The sequence below is a fragment of the Rhodoblastus acidophilus genome (genome assembly GCF_900187365.1).
GTDB classification, from domain to species: domain Bacteria; phylum Pseudomonadota; class Alphaproteobacteria; order Rhizobiales; family Beijerinckiaceae; genus Rhodoblastus; species Rhodoblastus acidophilus.
Map to the genome: position 1 here is coordinate 427,047 of NZ_FYDG01000002.1, position 21,596 is coordinate 448,642.

Below are 21,596 nucleotides of genomic sequence, written 5' to 3' on the forward strand. Positions count from 1 at the left end.
CGTTCTCGTCGTTGGGTATCTTGGCTGCTTCAGTCGTTCCGCTGGCCCGTGAGCTGGATCAGCGAAGTGAAGATGTTGATGAAGTCGAGATAGAGCATCAGAGCGCCATTGATCGACTTCTTGGTGGCGACTTCATAGCCGTCGCTCTCGTAATACATGGACTTGATCGACTGGGTGTCATAGGCGGTCAGACCGGCGAAGATCAGAACCGACAGGATCGACAAGCCGAACTGGAAGGCCGCGCTCTGCACGAACAGGTTGACCAGGCCAGCGATGATCACGCCGATCAGGCCCATGATCATGAAGGAGGCCATCGGGCCGAGGTCGCGCTTGGTGGTGTAGCCGTAGAGGCTCAGACCGCCGAAGGCCGCCGCGGTGATGAAGAAGGCGCGCGCCACCGAAGCGCCGGTATAGACCAGCAGGATCGACGACAGCGACAGACCCATCACCGCCGCGAAGGCGAAGAACAGGGTGCGGGCCGAATTTGCGGCCATCGAGCCGATCTTGAAGGAAAAGAACAGCACGAAGGCGAGCGGGGCGAACATCACCACCCAGCGCAACGGCGAAAGATACAGCGCGGCGCCGATATCGGTCAGGTACATGTGGCCGACGCGATAGGCGGTCGCGGTCTCCGAAACGGTCAGCATGTTGGCGCCAAGCGCCACCAGGCCGGTGAGCGCGAGACCGATCGACATATTGTTGTAGACGCCCAGCATGAAGGCGCGCAGACCTTGATCGACCTCGGCGCCCGTCCGAGCATAGCTCCGGCTCCACGGAGCGGCGTTGCGGTCAAAGTTGGACATGAAATCCTCGTTACCCGCCGCCCATCCGCATCGGGACAATCCGGACGCGGCGCGGCTCACCTAAAAATATGGCCGGGGGGCGTTTGAAAGACAAGCCGCCCCGACCGTTTCGCCGCATTACATTTTGTTCATGCGGCGATCTCCGCTCACTCCTGCCGCAGCCAGCGCGCCGGCTTCTCGCCGAGCGCGCGCGCCGTGCCCAGCAGGCCGGCGACAATGGCGAACAGGGTGGCCCCGCCGGCGACCAGCGCCACCGGCCCCGGATAGAGCGCGAACGGCGCGTCGAGCAGCTTGACCGTGACCAGCCACGCCGCCAGCCCGCCCGCGAGCAGGCCGAACACGGCGGTGACGGCGCCGAGCAGCGTGAACTCCAGCGTCAGCGCCGTCAGCAGCTTGCGCCGCGTCGCGCCCAGGGTCTTCAACACCACCGCCTCGTAAAGCCGGGCGCGCTGGCCCGCCGCGAGCGCGCCCGCCAGCACCAGCGCAGACACGGCGAAGGCCAGCGAAGCGGCGGCGCGCGTGGCGAGGGCGAGCTTGCCCAACAGATCGTCGAGCGTCGCCAGGGTTTCGCGCAGCGAGACGCCCACCACCGAGGGAAATTTTTGCGCCGCCGCGCCCAGCAGCGCCGCCTCGCGCGCGGCGACCGGCTTGTCCGGCGGCGTCAGCGTCATCAATTGCGTGAAGGGCGCGCCCTCGAACACGTTGGGCGAAAACACCAGCACGAAATTAATGCCGAACGAGCGCCAGTTGACCTTGCGCAGATTGGCGACCTTGGCGGTCACATTGCGCCCGAGCACATTGACGGCGATGTCGTCGCCAACGCTCAGCCCCAGGCCGCGCGCCACCTCCGTCTCCATCGAGACCAGCGGCGGGCCATTGTAATCGGGCGGCCAGAACGCGCCGTCGACAATCCGCGACCCCTCGGGCAGCGTGCGCGCGAACGTCACGCCGCGATCGCCCTCCAGCGCCCAGCGCGCCTTTTCGCCGGGCGTGACCTGCTCGGCCGGCACGCCCTTGATGCGGGTGATGCGGCCGCGCAGCATCGGCGCGCTGACGATTTTCGCCCCCGGCGTCTCCGCCAGCAAAAAACGCTCGAACTCCGGCGCCTCGGCCTTCTGCACGTCCACGAAGAAATAGCTCGGCGTGTTCGCCGGCAGCGACTCGCCGATTTCGGCGCGCAGATTGTATTCGACGCCGGTGAGCGCCGTCAGCAGCGTGACGCCGAGGCCCAGCGACAGCAGAAAAGAGGGCGTGAGCGCGCCGGGCCGGTGCAGGTTGGCGATGGCGAGCCGCAGGCTCAGCCCGCCGAAATGCGGCGCGCGCCGCGCCAGCGCCATCACCATCCGGGCGACGGCGTAGAGCAAGGCGAAACTCGCCAGCACGCCCAGGCCGAACTGCAGCGTGAGTTTCTGGTCGCCGGAGGTCAGCAGCGCCAGGCCGAACAGAGCGGCGCCGCCCAGCGCCGCCAAAGCGAGGCCGCGCCCGCTGCGGCCGCGCGTCTGCATGGCGTTTTCGCGCAACAGGCGCGTCACCGGCAGAACGCGCGCCTGTTCGAGCGGCGGCGCGGCGAAGGTCAGCGCGATCAGCAGGCCGAACCCCAGCGCATAGGCGGCGTCGCCGGGATGCAGCGCCGGAGCGACCGGGAACGGCAGGGCGTCCGCGAACACGGTCAATAACACGCGCGGCAGCGCCAGCCCCAGCGCCGCGCCGAGGATCGCGGCGCCGAGCGCCACGATCATGGCCTGGATCAGCACGAAATTGGCGGCTTCGCCGCCGCTGGCGCCGAGCGCCTTGAGAATGGCCAGCGTCTTGCGCTTGCGGTCGATCAGCGCGCGCACGGAATTGGCCACGCCAATGCCGCCGCACACCAGCGCCGACAGGCCGATCAGCGTGATGAACTGCGCGAAGCGTTCGATATTGCGCGACACTTGCGGCGAAGGGTCGGCGCGGGTGCGGATCTCGTAGCCGGAATCGGGGAAACGCGCCAAAAACGCTTGTTTCGCGGCTTCGACCTCGGCGTCGCCCGCGCCCGGCAGCAGCAGGCGCAGCGAGGCGCGCGACAGCGAGCCCGGCTTGATCAGCCCGCTGCCGGCCAGCGCCTGCGGCGACAGCAGCACATGCGGCGCCAGCGTGAAGGCGCCCATGGCGTCCGGCTCGCGGCGTATCCAGCTGGCGATCACGAATTTGGCGTCGCCGATGAAGAAGGAATCGCCGAGGCCAAGCGCAAGCCGCGCCCCGAGCTGCGGGTCGATCGCGACGCCAAAACCGTCCTTGCGCGGCGCCAGCAGGTCCGCCAGCGGCGCCTGCGGGTCCGTGCGCAGTTCGCCGGTGAGCGGATAGGCGGCGTCCACGCTCTTGAGTTCGACCAGCGTGGCCTGGCTGGAATCCTCGCGCCGCGCCATCGAGCGCAGCGTGACGATTTCGCTCACCTTGCCTTTTTCCGCAAGGAAGGCGCGGTGTTCGCCGGCGGGCGCGCCCTGCGCCCGCGCGAAACTCAGGTCGCCGCCGATCAGCGCCGCGCCCTGTTGCGCCAGCCCGTCGCGCATCGCCCGCGAGGTGGCGGCGACCGCCGCCAGCGCCATCACGCCGAGCGTCAGGCAGGCGATGAACACGCCGAAGGATTTGAGGCCGCCGCGCAGGTCGCGCAGAGCGAAGCGGAAGAAAACTCTTTGATTGCGCATGACCTTGCCCCGATAGACCCCGCCCCGACGACGCTAGGCGTCCTGCAATTCAGGGGCGGCGTCGGATTCGACCGCGCCATTGCGCAAACGGACGATGCGCCGGCAACGCCGCGCCAAAACCTCGTCATGGGTCACCAGGACGAGAGTCGAGCCGCGCTCGCGGTTGAGCGCGAACATCAGCTCGACGATCTCGGCGCCGACGGTGGAATCGAGATTGCCGGTAGGCTCGTCGGCGAACAGGATGTCGGGATGCACCACCAGGGCGCGGGCCAGGGCCACGCGCTGCTGCTCGCCGCCGGACATTTGCGCCGGATAATGTTTTTCGCGGTGGCTCAGCCCCACCTGCGCAAGGGCGCCGCGGGCGCGGGCGAACGCGTCGGACACGCCGGCGAGTTCGAGCGGCAGCGCGACATTTTCCAGCGCGGTCAGGGTCTGCACCAGATGGAACGCCTGGAACACCACGCCGACATGGGCGCCGCGAAACCGCGCCAGTTCGTCCTCGCCCATGCGGTCGATCCGGCGCCCGGCGACCTCCACCACGCCGGAATCGACGCCCTCCAACCCCGCCATCACCATCAGCAGCGAGGATTTGCCCGAGCCGGATGGCCCGAGCAGAGCCAGGGTTTCGCCGCGCGCGACGTCGAGCGAGACGTTTTTCAGAATATGAGCTCTGGCCTCGCCCTCGCCGAGCGTTAAATTGACATCGACAAGGCTGATGGCGCGTTGAGACGTTGACGGGTCCGGAAAGGATTGAGAATGTTTCATGCAGGGCGATTTCTGGAGAGGGGTTTTGGCGCATATGGGCGTTGCCGGGCGATCCGTCCAGTTCTGGCCGCGCCAGTTCTGGCTTTGGCGGCCTTGATCGCGCTGGCCCAACCCGTGATGGCGAAGCCCACCAGGATCGTCGCGCTCGGCGACAGCCTCACCGCCGGCTATGGCCTGCCCGCCGACGCCGCCTTCCCGGTCGTGCTGCAAAAAGCCTTGCGCGAAAAGGGCATGGATGTGGAGATCGTCAATGGCGGGGTGTCCGGCGACACCTCGGCCGGACTGCTGGCGCGGCTCGACTGGATGCTGGGCGACGGCGCCGACGCCGCCATTGTCGAAATCGGCGCCAACGACATGCTGCGCGGCTTCGACCCCTCCGACACCCGAAAAAACATCGACGAGATTCTCGACCATTTGCGCGAGCGAAAAATCCCGTTCCTGATCGCCGGCATGCGCGCCGCGCCCAATCTCGGCGGCGCTTATGCCGCGCAGTTCGAGCCGATCTACCCGACGCTGGCGCGCAAATACCAGGCGCCGCTCTATCCGTTCTTTCTCGACGGCGTCGTGGGCGAAAAGGCGTTGCAACTGCCCGACGGCCTGCACCCGAGCAAGGCGGGCGTCGAGCGCATCGTGGCGGGCATCCTGCCGCTGACCGAGGACTGGCTGAAGCAGCTGTCCAAAAGCAACTGATTCGCAAGAACGACCGACATGCCCCGTTTGTTCAGCGGACTGGAAATCCCGGCCGCCATCGCCGGTCAACTGGCGTTTTATCGCGGCGGGCTCGCCGGCGCGCGCTGGATCGAGCCGGCCGACTACCACATCACCCTGCGCTTTTTCGGCGACGTCGACCGGCATGTGGCGCAGGTCCTTGCGGAAGATCTCGCCGACACGGAGCGGCTGGCCGGGGGCCTGCCGCTGGCGCTGGAGCTGGACGAACTCGGCGTGTTCGGCGGCGACGCGCCGCGCGCCCTGTTCGCCCGCGTCAAGGCCGACGGGCTGCTGGCGCGGCTGGCCAACGCGCACGAATCGCTGGCGCGGCGCAACGGGCTGAAGCCGGAAACGCGCAAATTCGCCCCACACGTGACTCTCGCCCGCCTGCGCGGCGTTTCCGCTCGCGACGTCGGGATGTGGCTGAGCGAACGCGCGTTTCCGCTGGCGCTGAAATTCGAGGCGGACAAATTCGTGCTGTTTTCGTCGCGCGATTCGGTCGGCGGCGGCCCGTATCGAGTCGAGGCGGATTATCCGTTCGGCGGTTAGTCGTAAAAATCACGCAATTGGCGCCCAGTGGCGTGATGGCTCGCCGCAAATTCCGGTCGTTTCCCTAAGTCGCCGACAACGGATGGGCTGGGCGGGGAGCGGTCTAAAGCCGAATGGAAGAGACGGGCCTGAAAGCGGGCTTCGAAGCGAGCTTCGCTGCGCGCAAAAAACGACTCCCGGACACTTCCGGACTGCCCTCGCACTCAAGCCTGTCTTTTCTTAAAGTGGACCGCCCAATATGTTTCGGGGTCGTAGACCCAATCTTTGTTTCCCTGCGTCACGAGAACTTCAATGTCATTAAAGTCAAGATCATATCGATGATATAATGCAATTAATTCACGCAACGAATTGTCATCAAAGGATGTTTTTTCGATATCCGCCGACAAGCCGGCGCTCGATCCTATTATGGACGTAATCCCTGGAATTCTTTGAAGCCATTCGAAAAAAGCTGTTTCATCCAGCGACGAGAAGAAACGCGGTTCTTTAACGACAATGTTGTCTGGGTTGGACATCGGAGTTTTGCCTTAATCTAACGATTTTGGTGGGCGCACGTTTTCATGATCACGTGTTCGCGGATCCTGAACGTCCCAATGTGGGCCGCCATGCGCAGCGCCGCCTTGACCGGTTGGAACCCATACTTTTCCGTCCTTAGATTCCCAGCCCCAGCCCAAGCCGTTCGGATTGGGCGCCCAGTTCGGTCCTTCCTTAGGATCAGCGTAGTCACCTACGCCGCCTGGATGTCCGGGCGCCTTTGGGCCAGTGCTGTCCCAAGCGTTCGGCGGCGGCTTGATAAATGTTGCGCTTGGACCGTTGGTAAAGCCATCAGTGACGTCACTTGACCTCGCATTCGAGGTGCTTATCGCGGCGACGCCGGCGCCGTCGAGCATGAAACTATTGCCGACGGCGCGCCCGACCACGGTTCCGTCTTCGGTGCGGTAGAGTCCATCTTTGTCGGGCAACCCAGAATACAAGCGGTTCACGCCGCCTTGTTCGTCATTCTGAAACAGTGTTAGCCGGCCCTCGCTGAAACCGTAGCTGAGGCGCGAAAAACCGGGAATGGCGCCATGAGATTCAAGATGCTCGTTGTCGGGAAACAAGACGCCCGCCGCAATTGCAAGAGGCGCGACAAGCCGGGAGCTTGCCCGCAAGAGCCAAGGCAGACCGCGTTCTGCGAGCCCCGATATCACTTCGCCGAGACCATCAGTCCATTGCCCCGCGCCGGGTTGGCCAGCGGGAACGCGCGGCTGAGTGAGATAACCCGAACCGGCCTTCGCCAACTGTTCGGTCGCCGCCATCCGTTCCGCCGCCGAAGCGTCGGGGAGAGGAGGGATGCGCGTCTGAACCAACGCGATAGCCGCTCGGCAGAGATTGTTGTCGTTCAGCGCTTTAGCGACGGTCTCAAAACCCTGCATTCGCAAGGATAGGTCGATAGAAAAACCGTAGCCGGCCGAAAAAATCGCTTCGAGTTCGTGTTGTGGTCGTGGGCGCCAAAAACCGATAGCGTCCTTTTGCAAAAGCGCAATGTTGCGTCCATGAAAGGCGCCGGTCTCGTTGAGATAAGGGTTGTAATCGTCGCCATCAGCGCCCGCGAGGCTAAAGTTTTGGCCGAAGCTCTTATTCATCCGTGTGCGGTCCATCACCAAATTATGGCTAGAACATAACAAGAACATAACAGCTTGTCAACGCGGGGCATCGCGCGCCACAGACGATTAGGCGGACGACGATGGCTCACCCGTCGGGCTATTGCGCCGTGAATGGCTACAATGCGTCTAAATTCGGACGTTAATATCCGGTGTCGAAGGCCTCTCTCCGGGTCGGAAAGAGCTTCTTGCCGGCGACGCCGGGAAGGTCCCAAACGAGCCGCAAACCGCCTTCGCCAAGCGCTAGATTTCACCCGCTAGATCTGATCCAGCGCGCCGATAAACGGCAGCTCCCGGTATTTTCCGGCGTAATCCATGCCATAGCCGAGCACGAACCGGTCGGGACACTGAAAGCCGACGTAATCGGCGGCGATCTCCACCGCCAGCTTGTTCGGCTTCTCAAGCGCCACGGCGATCAGCACGCGGCGGGCGCCCCGGTCGATCAGCACGTTACGCGCATAGGTCAACGTGCGCCCGGATTCCAAAATGTCGTCGATCAGCAGCACGTCGCGCCCGGTCACATCGGCCTGAATCTCGCGCAACAATTGCACAGTCCCCGACGACGTCGTTCCATTGCCGTAAGAGCCGACCTGAAGGAAATCGACCTCCGGCTCGACTCCGGCGCGGTAAAGCGCGCGCAAAAGGTCGGCGGCGAAGATGAACGCCCCGGTCATGATGGGAACGGCGAGCAGGCGCTGGGGGACGGCCTCGGCGATCTCATAGCCCATGGCTTCGACGCGGGCGGCGATCTCGGCCTCGCTGAACAGGATGTCGAGGCTCATGTCGCGCTCGCCTCCGGCGCGAAGCGCACCCGCACTTCCGCCCCCTCCTCCGGCGGCGCGGCGAGACGGGCGCGGAAATACGCGTTCTCGCCGGGGTTGAGCCGCGATTTCGGCGGGGCGGCGGTCCAGAAATAGATTTCGCGGCCCTGCCCGTCCTCGACCGCCAGCCGCATGCGCGGCGGCGTGCGCGGGCTCGCGTCGATATTCTTGATCTGGCCCTGCACCAGCAGGATCTTGCGCCCGTCCTCCTCGACCAGCTTGGCGGTGACGCCGAGCAGATCCATCTGGCGCAAATTGACCTTCATGCCCAACGCCGCATAGACGGGCGCGGCCGCCGGCAACAGCTTCACAATCGCCACGCGCCCGGCGATCAGCGCGATCCACGCCGCCACGAGGCCCGCGCCGATGGCCAGCGCGCCGGACCGACGTTTTTCGCCCGGCGTCGGGCGCGTGGGCGGCGCACGCCGAGGCGCCGCCGGCGAACGGTCGACATCGACCATGGGCGCAAGCTTTATTGAGGTCATGGTCCGTCCGTTCAGAATTTTTGTGGGGAATCCTCCACCGCCATTCCTGTGCTGCTATGGTTAATGGCAGGTTAAGGCGGTGATTCGTTCCGCGCGCTCGGCGCGACCGTGGAGGAAAGGTTTGGTCCGGTTCGAAAATGTCGGCCTTCGCTACGGCATGGGCGCGGAAATCCTGCGCGACCTGACCTTCGACATTGCGCCGCAATCCTTTCAGTTTCTCACGGGGCCGTCGGGCGCGGGCAAGACCACGCTGCTGCGGCTGATCCTGCTGGCGCTGCGTCCAACGCGCGGTCTGATCAGTTTGTTCGGCGCGGATTCCGCCACGCTCGACAAAAACGCCCTGATGGCGCTGCGGCGCAAGGTGGGCGTGGTGTTTCAGGACTTTCGCCTGCTCGACCATCTCACCACCTACCAGAACGTGGCGCTGCCGCTGCGGGTGCAGGGCAAGGACGAGCCGTCCTACCGCGCCGAGGTGCTGGAGCTGCTGGACTGGGTCGGCCTCGGCCAGCGCCTGCACGTCTATCCGCCCGTGCTGTCGGGCGGAGAGAAGCAGCGCGCCGCCATCGCCCGCGCCCTGATCATGCGGCCGGAACTGCTGCTGGCCGACGAGCCGACTGGCAATGTCGATCCGCAAATGGCGCGGCGGCTGCTGCGGCTGTTCCAGGAATTGCACAAGTCCGGCACGTCCGTGGTGATCGCCACCCACGATCTCAACCTGATGGACCAGTTCGAGGGCGCGCGCCGGCTCGTGCTCGGCGACGGCCGCCTGCACATTTACGATTGAGGGCGGACATGCTTGGTTTTCCGGCGCGCAGGCCCGAGGCTGACGACGATTCGCAACAGAGCTGGCGCGAAAACTGGGCGGAGACGCCGCTGGTGCCGGCCGCCTCGGTCGCCGGGGCGGCCCTTTCCGTGGTCATCGCCATCATGACCTTCCTGGCGGCGCTGACCGCCAGTTTCGCCCTGCTGCTGACCCAGGCTTCGCACGACTGGCGCGGCCAGGTCGGCGCCGAAATGACGATCCAGGTCATGCCGCGCCCCGGCCGCGATCTCGACGCCGATTCGCGCAAGGCGGTGGAGATCGTCGCGAGCTTCCCCGGCCTGCGCGACGCCCGCGCGCTGAGCAAAGGCCAGTCGGAGGAGCTGCTCGCGCCCTGGCTCGGCGCCGGCCTCGACCTCGGCCAACTGCCGGTGCCGCGCCTGATCGAGGTCCGGCGCGACGGCTCCAAACCCCTGGATGAGATCGGCCTGCGCAGCGCGCTCGCCGCCGCGCTGCCCAACGCCAATCTCGACAATCACGGCGCCTGGATGCAGCGCCTGACCACGATGGCCGATGTCGTGGTCGCCTCCGCGCTCGGCGTGTTCGCGCTGGTGCTGACCGCCATGGGGCTGGCGGTGGGCTTCGCCACGCGCGGCGCCATGGCCGGAGCGCGCGAGATCATCCAGTCGCTGCATTATGTCGGCGCCGCCGATTCCTTTATCGCCAACGAGTTCCAGCGGCATTTCCTGCGGCTGGGGCTACGCGGCGGAGCCATTGGCGGCGGCGCGGCGGCGCTGTTGTTTTTCGCGCTCGGCGCCTTGTCGCGCCAATGGACGACCAGCGCGGGCGGCGAGCAGGCCGAAGCCATGTTCGGCGCCTTCGCGCTGGGCTGGGACGGCCTCGCCGCCATCGTCGCCTTGTCGCTCGGCGTCGCCGGCCTGACCGGGCTGGCCTCGCGCGTCATTGTGCATCGCAGCCTGCGCGCGCTGAATTAACGCTTGCAATCCGCCGCCGGCGCCGCAAAACAGAACGCATGCTTTTCCTGCGCTCCCTCGCCTTCAACGTCCTATTCTACGTCAACATCACGGTCCTGATGATCGTGGGCCTGCCGACAATGTTGTTCGGCCGGCGCGCCATCATCAAGCTGGCGCACTACTGGGGCTGGTCGTCGATCTGGCTGATGGAGAAGATTTGCGGCACGAAAGTCGTGTTTCGCGGCAAGGAAAACCTTTTGACTGAAGGCTGCATCATCGCAGCCAAGCACCAGTCGGCATGGGAAACCTTCGCGCTCTGCACGCAATTGCCCGACTTTACTTACATCCTGAAGCGCGAACTGACCTGGCTGCCGCTATTCGGCCAATATCTGCTGCGCGCCGATCAGATCGCCATCGACCGCAAGAGCCGGTCGGCGGCGTTGAAGCAATTGGTCGAGAAGGCGGGCGAGGCCATCGCCGAGCGGCGCGCGATTTTCATCTTCCCGGAAGGCACCCGCCGCCCCGCCGGCGCGCCGCCGCGCTACAAGGCCGGGGTGGCCCATCTCTACGCCGCCGCTGGCGCCCCCTGCGTGCCCGTCGCCCTCAATTCCGGCCTGTTCTGGCCGCGCCGCAAATTCCTGCGCCATCCCGGAACCCTCGTCATCGAATTTCTGCCCGCCATTGCGCCGGGCCTGCCGAACGGCGCGTTTCTGGCGCGGCTGCAACAGGAGATCGAACAGGCCAGCGACCGGTTGATCGCCGAGGCGATCGCCGGAAATCCGGGGCTCGCGGTCAATCTCGCGCAAGGGAATGAGGACGCGCCGAAGGCCGCTTGACTTTATTCCTATTTTGTTCTTTTTTGTTCCCGTGACGTACCGTTAATGGGGACGCCAATGACCGCCGCTCCGCTCGCCGCCGCCTGCAGCCGCCCGCTCGCCGCCTTGCGCGCGACCAGCCTCGAAAACCAGTTCCATGCGTGGCGCGGCCGCTCGGGCCGGCGCTACATCTGTTCGGTCCATCCTCTGGACGGCGCGCCCGTGTTCGACTGCGGCCGCGCCGTGGTCGCCGCGGTGCGCGAGGCGCCCGCCGGGACGGAGATCGCCTGCGTGTTTCAGCCGGACGACGGGGAGTTCGCGCCCTGGGCGCAGCGCGCGCGGCGCTGTGGGGCGAGCGCGCTGCATGTCCATTTGCTCGCCGAAACGCCGGAGGCGCGCGCCGACGCCGCCGCAGACCTGCGCCCCGCGCCGCTTGCGATTTAAAGGGGGCAGACTTCCGCCTCGGAACTTGGCAAAAAGGGGCGTTGTCGTCGCGAGGGAATCATGGCCGCCGTTTTGTCCCGCTTTTCATCCCGCGTCCTGCTTGGCGTCGTCGCGGCGCTGGCGCTGGGCCTGAGCCTCGTCTGGCTGTTCGCGGCGCAAAAACTCGGCGATTACCTGCATCGGCCCGCGTTCAACGGCGCGGCTTTCGCCGATTTCTGCGGCGGCAGCGAGATCGGCGGCTTTCCCTTCCGCCTGAAACTGACCTGCAGCCGGATGCGGGCGCCGGTGCGGGTCGGCGACGCCGATCTGCTGTTCACCGCCGACGAGGTCAAGGGCGCCGCCAGCCTGTGGGCGCCGAACCATGTCGTCTTGAGCTTTTCCAGCCCCGCGGCCTTGCGCGGCCGCGACGGCGGCTTCGCCAAACTGCGCCACGACGGCGCGACCCTGGATTTCGCCTGGGGGCTCGGCGGACTGACCGAGGCGACGGTGGACGCGCGCGCGCTCGACTGGCGCCCCGAAGCGATCGAGGCCGGCCCCGCCTTCAATGCGCAGGCGCTGCATTTTCAGGCGCGGCCCGCCCTGCGCGACGGCCAGCCGTCGCTGCGCGTCGAAGCCAAGATCGACGGGCTGTCCTCGCCGCTGTTGCAGAGCCTGCTGCGCGACCCCGCGCCCAGCGCCTTCGCCGTCTCCGGCGACCTGACGCCGCTGCTGGCGCCGCGCAACGACTGGCGGCGGGCGCTGGAGGATTGGCGGCTGGCGCAGGGAACGGCGCGCATCGACAAGGGCGAATGGCGCTGGGGCGCGCTCGCCGCGCAATTTGACGGAACGCTCGCGCTCGACGACGCGCGGCGGCTGGCGGGAACGCTGAACATTCGCGCCCGCGGCGCCGGTCCGCTCGCCGCGCGGCTCGGCCTACCGCTGGCCCCCGGCGCCGCCAACGCCCTGCTCGGGGCGCTGCTTGGCGGCAAGCCGCCGGCGCAAAACCAGCCGCAGGACGACAGCCTCGCGCTCACCCTGCGGCTCGCCCAGGGCGGCGCTTATCTCGGGCCGCTGCAGGTCGGGGCGCTGGCGCCGCTTTATTGAATCTCGAACCGCTTGGCGTGGCTGCCGATCCAGGCGATCCGCTCCAACGCGCCGCCGCCCGGCAGCCGCCGCAGGCGTTCGGCGTCCCAGTCGCCGGGCGCCGAGAGCAGCAGCGAGAACTCCTCGCCCTCGCTCTGGCCGAGCGTATCGCAGCCCAGCGCCGTCCAGCCGCTCACATCGGGCGCCGGCCCGGCGCCCTGCGCCGAAAACACCGCGACATCCTTGGCGGCGGCTTCCGCCAGCGGGTTGGAAATGATGAAAACCGGCGTGCCCGCGGGATGGTCGGGCCGTTCGACAAAAGGCAGGCGGGCGATGATCTTCGGCGCGTCGGCGGCGGCGAGCCGCTCCCACCAGCGCGCATCCTCGGCGTGGAAGCCGGCGCGGATCATGCCGAGATCGCCGCCGCCGTTTTCGGCTCCCTTTCGCCCGGACGCGCCGACCGCCGTAATGACGGCGCCCGGCGTGGGGTGGCCGACCAGCGGCACGGTGAAGCCGAAATGAAAGCGCGCGGAATCGCGCATGGCCGAATCGCCGCCCGACAGATCCGCATGAACCGAATAGTTCGACTGCACATAGGTGAAGGTGGAGATGATGACGCGCCAGATGCTCTCCACCGTATCGAGCGGCAGACGCCCATGATGGCGCGAGGCGATCTCCCGCATCATGTCGGCCTCGCGGCCCGGCCGGAACGCCGAACCGCCGCCTTGCCGGGCCTTGACCGCGATGAGACGGTCGATGATGTCGCCGCGCCGCATCAGCAGTTCATGCATTTCGCTGTCGATCCGGTCGATTTCGCCCCGGAGATCGGACAGGCCTTCGACTTTTGTCTCGCTCATGACAGGGGCGTCCCCGATTCTCTTACTTGTACTTGCGCGCGCTCCCTCTATAGGCGGTCAAGCCATTCTGGCAAATGGCCGCGTCCGCTCGCTTGACCGCGGTCACGTCAATATCCTATATAAAAAACGGTTTGTTCGGCAAAGCGAACGAGGACATCTGGCGGACTTGACCGAGACCTTTCCCTTTCCCAACCATTGCGAAGTGGACCACCCGCGCAGCCCCGTGGCGCATTTCGGCGCGGACCAGCCGCTCGCCATGTCCGCCGGCGTCATGCTCTCCCCCTTCAGCATCGCCTACCAGATTTACGGGCGGCTCAACGCGGACCGCTCCAACGCCATTCTGCTCTGTCACGCGCTGACCGGCGACCAGCACGTCGCCAACGTGCATCCGATCACCGGCAAGCCCGGCTGGTGGTCGGCGCTGGTCGGGCCGGGCAAGCCGTTCGACACCGAGAAATATTTCATCATCTGCACCAACGTGCTCGGCGGCTGCATGGGCACGACCGGGCCGGCCTCGATCAATCCGGCGACCGGGCGGGCCTATGGCCTCGACCTGCCGGTGGTGACCATCGCCGACATGGTGCGCGCCCAGGCCATGCTGGTGGAGCGATTGGGCATCGAGACGCTGTTTTGCGTCGCCGGCGGCTCGATGGGCGGCATGCAGGCGCTGCAATGGGCGGCGCTGTTCCCGGAAAAAGTGTTTTCCGCGATGATCATCGCCAGCGCGGCGCGCCATTCCGCGCAAAACATCGCCTTTCACGAAGTCGGGCGTCAGGCGGTGATGGCCGATCCCGACTGGCGCGGCGGCCGCTATCTCGACGAGGGCATGCGCCCGGGCAAGGGCCTGGCGGTGGCGCGCATGGCGGCGCACATCACCTATCTCTCGGAGGAGGCGCTGCAGCGCAAGTTCGGCCGCAAATTACAGGATCGCGCCGAAAAGACCTTTTCCTTCGACGCCGATTTCCAGGTGGAGAACTATTTGCGCCACCAGGGCTCGACCTTCGTCGATCGCTTCGACGCCAATTCCTATCTCTATGTCACCCGCGCCTGCGACTATTTCGATCTGGCGCAGGACTATGGCGGCAGCCTCGCCGCCGCGTTCAAAAATGCGCCGACGCGGTTCTGCGTGGTCTCCTTCACCTCGGACTGGCTTTATACGACGGCGGAATCGCGCGTGATCGTCCATGCGCTCAACGCCGCCGCCGCCTCGGTCTCCTTCGTCGAGATCGAGACCGACAAGGGCCATGACGCATTTTTGCTCGACGAGCCCGATTTCACCGCGACCACGCGCGGGTTCCTCGCCGGCGCGGCGCGGGCGCGGGGGCTGCGGGCATGAACGCCAAACCCGCAACCCGCATCGACCTGCTGCTGGTCGCCGACATGGTCGAGAAGGGCGCGCGCGTGCTCGACGTCGGCTGCGGCGACGGCGACCTGTTGCGCCTGCTCGCGGACACAAAGGGCGTGGACGCCCGCGGCATGGAGATTTCGCAAAAGGGCGTCAACGATTGCGTCGCCAAGGGGCTTTCGGTGGTGCAGGGCGACGCCGACATCGACCTCGCCGACTATCCGACCGACGGTTTCGACTATGTCATCCTGTCGCAGACGCTGCAGGCGACGCGCAATCCCCGGCAGGTGCTGGAGCATATGCTGCGCATCGGCGCCCGCGCCATCGTCTCCTTTCCCAATTTCGGCCATTGGCGCATCCGCTGGCAGATCGCCGCGCGCGGGCGCATGCCGGTGACGCCCAACCTGACCTACGCCTGGTACGAGACGCCCAACATCCACTTCTGCTCGATCCGCGACTTCGTCGCCCTGGCGGAACTGGTGGACGCGCGCATCGTCAAGGCGATGGCGCTCGACAGCGAGGGCGCGCAGATGCGCGTCGAGGCGCCCTGGTGGCTGTGGAACCTGCTCGGCGAACAGGCCATGTTCCTGCTGGAGCGCAAGCGCGGGTAGCCGCGCCCGCTCGGCTACGCCGCCCGGACCGACGCCAGGAAGGCGTCGACCTCGCGCCGCAACTGGGCCGAATGTTGCGCCAAAGTCTGCGCCGAGGCCAGCATTTGCGTCGAGGCGGCGGAGGAATGTTGCGCCGCGTTCAGCACCCCGCCGATGTTCTCGGCCACCGCCTGCGCGCCCTTGGAGGCCTGCTGCACGTTGCGGGCGATTTCGGTGGTCGCCTCGCCCTGCTGCGACACGGCCGCGGCGATGCTCTGCGCCACCCGGTTGCTCTCCTCGGTGGTGCGGGCGATGCCGGAAATGTTCTGCGCCGCGCGCTGCGCCGTCGCCTGAATGTCGCCGATCTGGCCGGCGATCTCGGCGGCGCCGCGGCTGGTCTGCTCGGCCAGCGACTTCACCTCCTGCGCCACCACGGCGAAGCCGCGGCCGGCCTCCCCCGCCCGCGCCGCCTCGATGGTGGCGTTGAGCGCCAGCATGTTGGTCTGCCCGGCGATGTCGGAAATCAGGCTGACGATGCCGCCGATCTTTTCGGCGGCGGCGGCGAGGTCGCGCATCTGGGCGTCGGTCTTGTCGGCCTGGGCGGCGGATTCGCTGGCCATTTGCCGGGACTGGCCGACCTGATCGTTGATCTCCTGCACCGAATAGGTGAGCTGCTCGGTGGCCGAGGCCACCGAACTGATATTGGTGGAGGATTCCTCCGACGCTTCCGAGACCGCCTTGGCCTGGCTGGCGGTTTCGACCGCCGAATCGCTGACGATGCGCGCGGCGCCCTGGAATTCGGCGGCGGCCCGGGCGACTTCGGCGACAATGGCGTTGACGTTGCGGTCGAACGACTCGGCCAAAGCGCGCGCCTGGGCGCGGCGCTCCTCCTCGATCCGAATCTGGGTCCGGGCGGCGGCGGCCTCGAGTTCGCGGGTCTGCAGCATGTTCGCCTTGAACACGGCGAGCGCGCGCACCAGCCCGCCGATCTCGTCGGCGCGGCCGTCATCCTCGATGTCGACCTCGAGCTTGCCGCTGGCGAGCGTCTGGACGGCGTCGGTGGCGTGGCCGAGCGGCCGGACCACGCCGCTAGTCAGCGCCAGCGCGGCGCCGGCGCTCACGAGAACGGCGAGCAGCAGCGCGCCGGCCATGTGCCAGCGCGCGTCGCTGTAGGTGGCCGCGCCCGCGTCCGCCGCCTGCTTGCCGCCGCTCCGGTTGACGGCGATGTCCTTTTCGAGAAGCCCCTGCAGGCGGGCGCGTTGCGCCGAGGCGGACGATGTGTAATCCGAATAGGCGCCTTCGACGTCGCCCGACCGCGCGCGCTGCATGACGCGGCGCGATTGGGCGGCGAACTCCGGCCAAAGCCGGCCGAACTCGCCCATGAGCGCCTCTTCCTCGCTGTTGGGCGTGATCAAGTGTTTGTAATCCGCGAAGGCCTGTTCGACCTCGTCGATTCCCTTGTCGAATTTCTGCAGGGCGGCCTCGGGCTCCTTGTTGAAATTCAGCGCCAGCATCGCTTCGGACTGGGCGCGGGCCAGCCGCGACAGCGAATGGCGCAACATGCCCGCCTGCCCCAGAGACGGCATCCAGTCGTCGCGCAGCGACGCGGCCTTGGCGTTGATCTCGGCCATCTCGATGAGGGCCACGCCGCCCAGACCGGCGACGATCAGGGTCAAGGCGGCGAGCGCCGAGATAATCTTCTTGCCGATGCTTAAATTGCGCCAAAACAGCATGATGCGACTCGCGTTTCAGTCCGAAAAGTCTCGAAGGCGCACAGCGCGCGCCCCGGCGAAGAGCCGGCTGCCCGCGCTTTCGCGCGAGAGCGGCGCAAATGGCGCGATCAGGCGACGACGATCAGCAGAAGCGCGGGCGAAGACGCGTTGATTTTGCGCCTATGCTCACGTCCGCGCCAAATAGGCATGTCGAGCCGCACGTCTCAAACAGGAGAAGCCAATTGCGACGCTAGCGGACGAGGCTGGAGGGAAGCTTGCGCCGCCTTGGCGCGGCTACTCGTCGTTGAGCGGGTGCAGATCGCGCACCATCGCCTTCAGCCGCTCGTCGAGCACATGGGTGTAAATCTGCGTGGTGGCGATGTCGGCGTGGCCCAGCAACTCCTGAACGATGCGCAGGTCGGCGCCGTTTTGCAGCAAATGGCTGGCGAAGGCGTGACGCAGAACATGCGGGCTGACCTTGGCCGGCGGCAGCCCCGCCGCCGCCGCGAGAAACTTGAGTTCGCGGGCGAACACCTGCCGCGACAAATGGCCGCTCTCGCCCTCCGACGGAAACAGCCATTTTTGCCGCGCCGCGCCGGGATGCAACTCCAGCAGCAGTTCGCGATACGACAGAATCGCCGCGCGCGCCGCCGGCGTGAGGGGCGCCAACCGCTCGCGGCCGCCCTTGCCCTTGATGGTGAGAAAGCCGCCGCCCTGCGCCACGCTCTTTTCCGCCAGCCTGGCGGCCGACAGCGGCAGCGACACCAGTTCGGACACGCGCAGGCCGGAGGCGTAAAGCACCTCCAGCAGGCAGGCGGCGCGTTTCGCGCTCAGAAGGTCGTCGTCGCGGGGACGCGCGGGGTCGTCGAGGCCCTCGCGCGCGACCCGCAACAGCCGGTCCACCTGCTCGACCGTGAGGATTTTCGGCAGGCGCCGCCCCTGGCGCGGGCCTTCGAGCAAGGCGGCGGGGTCGTCGGCCCGATGCTCCTCGGCCGCGAGAAAGCGGTGGAATTGCCGGATGGCCGACAGTTTGCGCGCGGCGGAGGCGGGTTTCAGCTCGGCTTGCGCCAAAGCGGCGAGATGATCGCGGATGTCGTCGATCGCCGCGTCGAGCGGCCCGCGCCCCCGTGCGCGCAAATGCGCGAGATAGTCGGCGAGATCGCGGCGATAGGCGTCGAGCGTGTTTTTCGCCGCGCCGCGTTCGGCGGCGAGCAGGTTGAGAAAATCCGCCAGCAGCGGCTCGGGCGCCGCAGATTTCCCCCGCGACGCGGGGTCTCCGCTCATTTGTTGAGCAGGTCTGGCTTGATCGGCTGGCTCATTTCGCGCTGTTGCGGCTCGACGAAAGCCACCAGCGCCGCCGTGCCGACGAAAACCAGCCCGGCGAGCAGGCCGACGAAAAAAACAAGGCGCAACAAACTGGGCATGACCGCGAGCATCCCATCCAAGATTTCGCGCCGCCGCCGCTTATTTTCGCGGACGCGGCGTGATAGTACATAGCGACTATGTCGGATCAAGTCATCGCCCCGACGCCGGAAGCGCCGCCGGCGAGGGATCTGCTTGCGGAAAAAATCGTCGCCGCGCTCGCCGGGCGGCCCCTCGTGCTCGTCGGCATGATGGGGTCCGGCAAGACGTCCATTGGCAAGAGGCTGGCGCAGAGGCTCGGCCTCGCCTTCGTCGATTCCGATCACGAAATCGAGGCGGCGCACCGCCTGACCATAGCGGAAATCTTCGCCTCGCACGGCGAGCCCTATTTTCGCAACGGCGAGCGCCGCGTGCTGGCGCGGCTGATCGGCGAGGGCGAGCGCGTCATCGCCACCGGCGGCGGCGCCTTCATCGACGCGCGCACCCGCGGCCTGATTCGCGAACGCGCCGTTTCGATCTGGCTGCAGGCCGAGTTCGGCGTGCTGATGCGGCGCGTGCGCAAGCGGCCGACCCGGCCCCTGCTGCAGAACGCCGACCCGGAGGGGGTGATGCGCGACCTGATCGCGCGGCGCTATCCCGTTTACGCCGAGGCCGACCTTGTCGCCCATTCGCGCGACGTGCCGCACGAGACTATTGTCGAGGAGATCATCCAGGCGCTGGACGCGCATCTGGCTCAGGGAGATTTTTCAGCCAAAATGAACACGTCTGTCCTTCCGCCGCCGGCCGCGCGGGTCGCCGTCGCGCTCGGCGACCGCTCCTATGACATTCTCATCGGCCCCGATCTGATCGCCACCGCCGGCGCGCGCATCGCCCAGCTTCGGCCCGGCGCCGGCGCGTTCATCGTCACCGACGCCCATGTCGGCGCGCTCTGGCTGGCGCCGCTGGAGGCCAGCCTCGAACAGGCCGGCGTGCGTTTCAGCCGCATCATCCTGCCCCCCGGCGAATCGACCAAGGATTTCGCGCATTTCCAGCAGCTCTGCGAGGCGGCGCTGGAGGCGCGCATCGAGCGCGGCGACCTGCTGGTCGCCCTCGGCGGCGGCGTGATCGGCGACCTCACCGGCTTCGCCGCCGCGAGCCTGCGGCGCGGCATGAATTTCGTGCAAATCCCCACCACCGTGCTGTCGCAGGTCGATTCGTCGGTGGGCGGCAAGACCGGGATCAACACGGCGCAAGGCAAGAATCTGGTCGGCGCCTTCCACCAGCCGGCGCTGGTGCTCGCCGACACCGGCGCGCTCGCCACCCTGCCCCCGCGCGAATTCGCCGCCGGCTATGCCGAAATCGTCAAATATGGCCTGATCGACCGGCCCGAGTTCTTCGATTGGCTGGAAAAGCACTGGCCGGCGGTGTTCGGACGCGGCCCCGAGCTGGAGTACGCCATCGCCGTGTCCTGCGAGTCCAAGGCCGCCGTGGTCGCCCGCGACGAGACTGAGCAGGGCGACCGCGCGCTGCTCAATCTCGGCCACACATTCGGTCACGCGCTGGAAAAGATCGTCGGCTACGATTCGTCGCGGCTCGTCCATGGCGAGGGCGTGGCGGTGGGCATGGCCTGCGCCTTCCGCTTTTCCGCGCGCCAGGGCCTTTGCCCCGAGGGCGCCGCCGCGCGGGTCGAAGCGCATCTGCGCGCGGTCGGCTTGCCGACGCGCATCCCGCAGGCGCTCGGCGGCGCCGGCGACGCGCAGGAGATTCTCGCCGTCATGGCCCAGGACAAAAAGGTCAAGCGCGGCGCGCTCACCTTCATCCTGGCCCGCGACATCGGCCAGAGCTTCATCGCGAGAAATGTCGAGGTCGAGGCTGTCAGGGCCTTCCTGGAAGATGAATTGCAAAGCGGAGACTGATTTCCCATGCATGGCGCGGGCGAACCCCTGCCGGTGAACATCTGGGTCGCCGTCGCGATCCTCGTGGCCTGTATCCTGCTGTCGGCGTTGTTCGCCGCCTCCGAAACCGCCATGACGGCCGCCTCGCGCGCCCGCATGCACGCCCTGGAGAAGCAGGGCGACGCCAGGGCGAAAATGGTGCTGCGCCTGCTCGCCGGGCGCGACCGTCTGATCGGCGCCATGCTGCTGGGCAATACGCTGGTCAATATCGGGGCCTCCGCCTTCCTCACCACGGTGCTGGTGGCCCTGGTCGGCGCCGAGGGCGCGATCTACGCCACGGCGACCATGACCGTGCTGCTGCTGATCTTCGCCGAGGTCCTGCCGAAGACGGTGGCGATCAACTATCCCGACACGTTCTCGCTGGGAGCGGTGCGGATCGTCGCCTTTTTCGTGGCGGCGTTCGGCCCCATCCTGTTCGCGGTCGAACTCATCGTGCGCGGCGTGCTCTATCTCGCCGGGCTGCGGCCGGGCCACGCCTCCCATCTGCTGACGCCGCAGGAAGAGCTGATGAGCGCCGTCGACCTGATGCACAAGGAGGGCGGCGTCGACAAAAGCGACCGCGACATGTTCGGCGGGCTGCTCGACCTCAAGGAGCTGACCGTTTCCGACGTCATGGTCCATCGCACCAAAATGGCCGCCATCGACGCCGACGCGCCGCCGGCGTCGATCCTCAGCGAAGTCGTGGCCTCGCCCTATACCCGCATTCCGCTGTGGCGCGACAAGCCCGACAATATCGTCGGCGTGCTGCACGCCCGCGATTTCCTCAAGGGGCTGGCGGATTCCGGCTGCGACATCGACAAGGTCGAGCTCGGCGCCATCATCGCCGAGCCGTGGTTCGTGCCGGAGACCACCGCGCTTGAGGAGCAGTTGCAGGCGTTCCGCAAGCGCAAGACCCATTTCGCGCTGGTCGTGGACGAATATGGCGACGTGCAGGGTCTGGTGACGCTCGAAGACATTCTGGAGGAGATCGTCGGCGACATCCGCGACGAGCATGACGTCGCCATGATCGGCGTGCGCCGCCAGCCCGACGGCGCCGTGCTGGTGGAAGGCTCCGTGCCGATCCGCGACCTCAACCGCGTGATGGGCTGGGAATTGCCTGACGAGGAGGCGACCACCATCGCCGGCCTGGTGATTCACGAGGCGCGGACCATTCCCGACCAGGGCCAGCAATTCCTGTTTCACACGTTTCGCTTCGAGGTGCTGCGCAAGCAGAAGAACCGCATCACCCTGTTGCGGATCACCGCCGGCCCGACGGCGGAGGGCGCCCGATAGCGGAGACGCCCCGTTCC

22 protein-coding genes are annotated in these 21,596 nt (G+C 66.9%); 11 read left to right on the top strand and 11 right to left on the bottom strand.

The features are described 5' to 3' along the window. Window positions 1-29: 29 nt before the first annotated feature. From CFB24_RS07295 to CFB24_RS07305, 3 genes are all read right to left on the bottom strand, one after another. A complete protein-coding gene (locus tag CFB24_RS07295; protein ID WP_088519910.1) occupies window positions 30-803 on the bottom strand; it encodes a Bax inhibitor-1/YccA family protein in 774 nt (257 codons plus the stop codon). A 146-nt stretch (window positions 804-949) separates the two neighbouring features. Next, entirely contained in the window at window positions 950-3,484 is a 2,535-nt protein-coding gene (locus CFB24_RS07300) for an ABC transporter permease (RefSeq protein ID WP_088519911.1), read from the bottom strand. A gap of 33 nt (window positions 3,485-3,517) precedes the next feature. Beyond that, the gene (locus tag CFB24_RS07305) at window positions 3,518-4,249 is read right to left on the bottom strand and encodes an ABC transporter ATP-binding protein (protein ID WP_088519912.1); all 732 of its coding nucleotides are present in this window, start codon (window positions 4,247-4,249) and stop codon (window positions 3,518-3,520) included. A 117-nt stretch (window positions 4,250-4,366) separates the two neighbouring features. Between CFB24_RS07305 and CFB24_RS07310 the strand changes: the two genes are divergently transcribed. Together CFB24_RS07310 and thpR are read left to right on the top strand one after the other, a co-directional pair. Next, a complete protein-coding gene (locus CFB24_RS07310; RefSeq protein ID WP_088520122.1) occupies window positions 4,367-4,939 on the top strand; it encodes an arylesterase in 573 nt (190 codons plus the stop codon). Window positions 4,940-4,957: 18 nt separating this feature from the next. Further along, window positions 4,958-5,506: an RNA 2',3'-cyclic phosphodiesterase gene (thpR, locus tag CFB24_RS07315; protein ID WP_088519913.1), complete on the top strand. Its 549-nt coding sequence runs from the start codon at window positions 4,958-4,960 to the stop codon at window positions 5,504-5,506. 203 nt (window positions 5,507-5,709) lie between these two features. Here the strand turns inward: thpR and CFB24_RS22480 are convergent, their stop codons facing one another. From CFB24_RS22480 to CFB24_RS07325, 4 genes are all read right to left on the bottom strand, one after another. Beyond that, window positions 5,710-6,018, bottom strand: a complete 309-nt coding sequence (locus CFB24_RS22480) for a hypothetical protein (RefSeq protein ID WP_141098382.1) — start codon at window positions 6,016-6,018, stop codon at window positions 5,710-5,712. A 12-nt stretch (window positions 6,019-6,030) separates the two neighbouring features. Next, a complete protein-coding gene (locus CFB24_RS22485) occupies window positions 6,031-7,128 on the bottom strand; it encodes a polymorphic toxin type 37 domain-containing protein (protein ID WP_206605430.1) in 1,098 nt (365 codons plus the stop codon). A 275-nt stretch (window positions 7,129-7,403) separates the two neighbouring features. Beyond that, on the bottom strand, window positions 7,404-7,928 hold the full coding sequence (hpt, locus tag CFB24_RS07320) for a hypoxanthine phosphoribosyltransferase (protein ID WP_088519914.1): 525 nt from the start codon (window positions 7,926-7,928) through the stop codon (window positions 7,404-7,406). Beyond that, the gene (locus CFB24_RS07325; protein WP_088519915.1) at window positions 7,925-8,452 is read right to left on the bottom strand and encodes a DUF3426 domain-containing protein; all 528 of its coding nucleotides are present in this window, start codon (window positions 8,450-8,452) and stop codon (window positions 7,925-7,927) included. Before CFB24_RS07325 ends, hpt begins: the two co-directional genes overlap by 4 nt. A 121-nt stretch (window positions 8,453-8,573) precedes the next feature. On the opposite strand from CFB24_RS07325, the gene ftsE reads away from it, so the two are divergent. Genes ftsE through CFB24_RS07350 form a run of 5 tightly spaced genes read left to right on the top strand, consistent with a single transcriptional unit; the run spans window position 8,574 to window position 12,528 of the window. Continuing rightward, the gene (gene ftsE / locus CFB24_RS07330; protein WP_088519916.1) at window positions 8,574-9,236 is read left to right on the top strand and encodes a cell division ATP-binding protein FtsE; all 663 of its coding nucleotides are present in this window, start codon (window positions 8,574-8,576) and stop codon (window positions 9,234-9,236) included. Between the two features lie 8 nt (window positions 9,237-9,244). Then, window positions 9,245-10,207, top strand: coding sequence for a cell division protein FtsX (locus tag CFB24_RS07335; protein WP_088519917.1), 963 nt, complete (start codon window positions 9,245-9,247; stop codon window positions 10,205-10,207). Window positions 10,208-10,245: 38 nt separating this feature from the next. Further along, complete coding sequence (locus CFB24_RS07340) at window positions 10,246-11,022, top strand: lysophospholipid acyltransferase family protein (protein ID WP_088519918.1); 777 nt, start codon at window positions 10,246-10,248, stop codon at window positions 11,020-11,022. A 57-nt stretch (window positions 11,023-11,079) separates the two neighbouring features. Continuing rightward, entirely contained in the window at window positions 11,080-11,445 is a 366-nt protein-coding gene (locus CFB24_RS07345) for a hypothetical protein (protein WP_088519919.1), read from the top strand. A gap of 60 nt (window positions 11,446-11,505) precedes the next feature. Next, window positions 11,506-12,528, top strand: a complete 1,023-nt coding sequence (locus CFB24_RS07350) for a DUF2125 domain-containing protein (protein WP_088519920.1) — start codon at window positions 11,506-11,508, stop codon at window positions 12,526-12,528. On the opposite strand, the gene CFB24_RS07355 is transcribed toward CFB24_RS07350, so the two are convergent. Continuing rightward, entirely contained in the window at window positions 12,522-13,364 is an 843-nt protein-coding gene (locus tag CFB24_RS07355; protein ID WP_088519921.1) for a chorismate mutase, read from the bottom strand. The genes CFB24_RS07350 and CFB24_RS07355 overlap by 7 nt on opposite strands. Before the next feature lie 166 nt (window positions 13,365-13,530). On the opposite strand from CFB24_RS07355, the gene metX reads away from it, so the two are divergent. Further along, window positions 13,531-14,700 (top strand): homoserine O-acetyltransferase MetX, encoded by a 1,170-nt coding sequence (gene metX, locus CFB24_RS07360; RefSeq protein WP_244593069.1) that lies wholly within the window; start codon window positions 13,531-13,533, stop codon window positions 14,698-14,700. Further along, window positions 14,697-15,320 carry a methionine biosynthesis protein MetW gene (gene metW, locus CFB24_RS07365; protein WP_088519922.1) on the top strand — a complete coding sequence of 208 codons (624 nt, stop codon included), beginning with the start codon at window positions 14,697-14,699 and terminating at the stop codon, window positions 15,318-15,320. Before metX ends, metW begins: the two co-directional genes overlap by 4 nt. Window positions 15,321-15,334: 14 nt before the next feature. Here the strand turns inward: metW and CFB24_RS07370 are convergent, their stop codons facing one another. From CFB24_RS07370 to CFB24_RS07380, 3 genes are all read right to left on the bottom strand, one after another. Continuing rightward, window positions 15,335-17,032, bottom strand: coding sequence for a methyl-accepting chemotaxis protein (locus CFB24_RS07370; RefSeq protein ID WP_088519923.1), 1,698 nt, complete (start codon window positions 17,030-17,032; stop codon window positions 15,335-15,337). 273 nt (window positions 17,033-17,305) lie between these two features. Beyond that, on the bottom strand, window positions 17,306-18,295 hold the full coding sequence (locus CFB24_RS07375; RefSeq protein ID WP_088519924.1) for a tyrosine recombinase: 990 nt from the start codon (window positions 18,293-18,295) through the stop codon (window positions 17,306-17,308). Next, complete coding sequence (locus CFB24_RS07380; RefSeq protein WP_088520124.1) at window positions 18,292-18,435, bottom strand: histidine kinase; 144 nt, start codon at window positions 18,433-18,435, stop codon at window positions 18,292-18,294. Before CFB24_RS07380 ends, CFB24_RS07375 begins: the two co-directional genes overlap by 4 nt. Before the next feature lie 78 nt (window positions 18,436-18,513). Between CFB24_RS07380 and aroB the strand changes: the two genes are divergently transcribed. Then, the gene (aroB, locus tag CFB24_RS07385; RefSeq protein WP_088519925.1) at window positions 18,514-20,268 is read left to right on the top strand and encodes a 3-dehydroquinate synthase; all 1,755 of its coding nucleotides are present in this window, start codon (window positions 18,514-18,516) and stop codon (window positions 20,266-20,268) included. A gap of 6 nt (window positions 20,269-20,274) precedes the next feature. Continuing rightward, window positions 20,275-21,579, top strand: a complete 1,305-nt coding sequence (locus CFB24_RS07390) for an HlyC/CorC family transporter (protein WP_088519926.1) — start codon at window positions 20,275-20,277, stop codon at window positions 21,577-21,579. Window positions 21,580-21,596 lie beyond the last annotated feature (17 nt).

Coding starts and splice junctions, on each gene's coding strand:
- CFB24_RS07295 (WP_088519910.1), bottom strand. CDS start 803: ATGTCCAACTTTGACCGCAACGCCGCTCCGTGGAGCCGGAGCTATGCT.
- CFB24_RS07300 (WP_088519911.1), bottom strand. CDS start 3,484: ATGCGCAATCAAAGAGTTTTCTTCCGCTTCGCTCTGCGCGACCTGCGC.
- CFB24_RS07305 (WP_088519912.1), bottom strand. CDS start 4,249: ATGAAACATTCTCAATCCTTTCCGGACCCGTCAACGTCTCAACGCGCC.
- CFB24_RS07310 (WP_088520122.1), top strand. CDS start 4,367: ATGGCGAAGCCCACCAGGATCGTCGCGCTCGGCGACAGCCTCACCGCC.
- thpR (WP_088519913.1), top strand. CDS start 4,958: ATGCCCCGTTTGTTCAGCGGACTGGAAATCCCGGCCGCCATCGCCGGT.
- CFB24_RS22480 (WP_141098382.1), bottom strand. CDS start 6,018: ATGTCCAACCCAGACAACATTGTCGTTAAAGAACCGCGTTTCTTCTCG.
- CFB24_RS22485 (WP_206605430.1), bottom strand. CDS start 7,128: ATGAATAAGAGCTTCGGCCAAAACTTTAGCCTCGCGGGCGCTGATGGC.
- hpt (WP_088519914.1), bottom strand. CDS start 7,928: ATGAGCCTCGACATCCTGTTCAGCGAGGCCGAGATCGCCGCCCGCGTC.
- CFB24_RS07325 (WP_088519915.1), bottom strand. CDS start 8,452: ATGACCTCAATAAAGCTTGCGCCCATGGTCGATGTCGACCGTTCGCCG.
- CFB24_RS07335 (WP_088519917.1), top strand. CDS start 9,245: ATGCTTGGTTTTCCGGCGCGCAGGCCCGAGGCTGACGACGATTCGCAA.
- CFB24_RS07340 (WP_088519918.1), top strand. CDS start 10,246: ATGCTTTTCCTGCGCTCCCTCGCCTTCAACGTCCTATTCTACGTCAAC.
- CFB24_RS07345 (WP_088519919.1), top strand. CDS start 11,080: ATGACCGCCGCTCCGCTCGCCGCCGCCTGCAGCCGCCCGCTCGCCGCC.
- CFB24_RS07350 (WP_088519920.1), top strand. CDS start 11,506: ATGGCCGCCGTTTTGTCCCGCTTTTCATCCCGCGTCCTGCTTGGCGTC.
- CFB24_RS07355 (WP_088519921.1), bottom strand. CDS start 13,364: ATGAGCGAGACAAAAGTCGAAGGCCTGTCCGATCTCCGGGGCGAAATC.
- metW (WP_088519922.1), top strand. CDS start 14,697: ATGAACGCCAAACCCGCAACCCGCATCGACCTGCTGCTGGTCGCCGAC.
- CFB24_RS07370 (WP_088519923.1), bottom strand. CDS start 17,032: ATGCTGTTTTGGCGCAATTTAAGCATCGGCAAGAAGATTATCTCGGCG.
- CFB24_RS07375 (WP_088519924.1), bottom strand. CDS start 18,295: ATGAGCGGAGACCCCGCGTCGCGGGGGAAATCTGCGGCGCCCGAGCCG.
- CFB24_RS07380 (WP_088520124.1), bottom strand. CDS start 18,435: ATGCCCAGTTTGTTGCGCCTTGTTTTTTTCGTCGGCCTGCTCGCCGGG.
- aroB (WP_088519925.1), top strand. CDS start 18,514: ATGTCGGATCAAGTCATCGCCCCGACGCCGGAAGCGCCGCCGGCGAGG.
- CFB24_RS07390 (WP_088519926.1), top strand. CDS start 20,275: ATGCATGGCGCGGGCGAACCCCTGCCGGTGAACATCTGGGTCGCCGTC.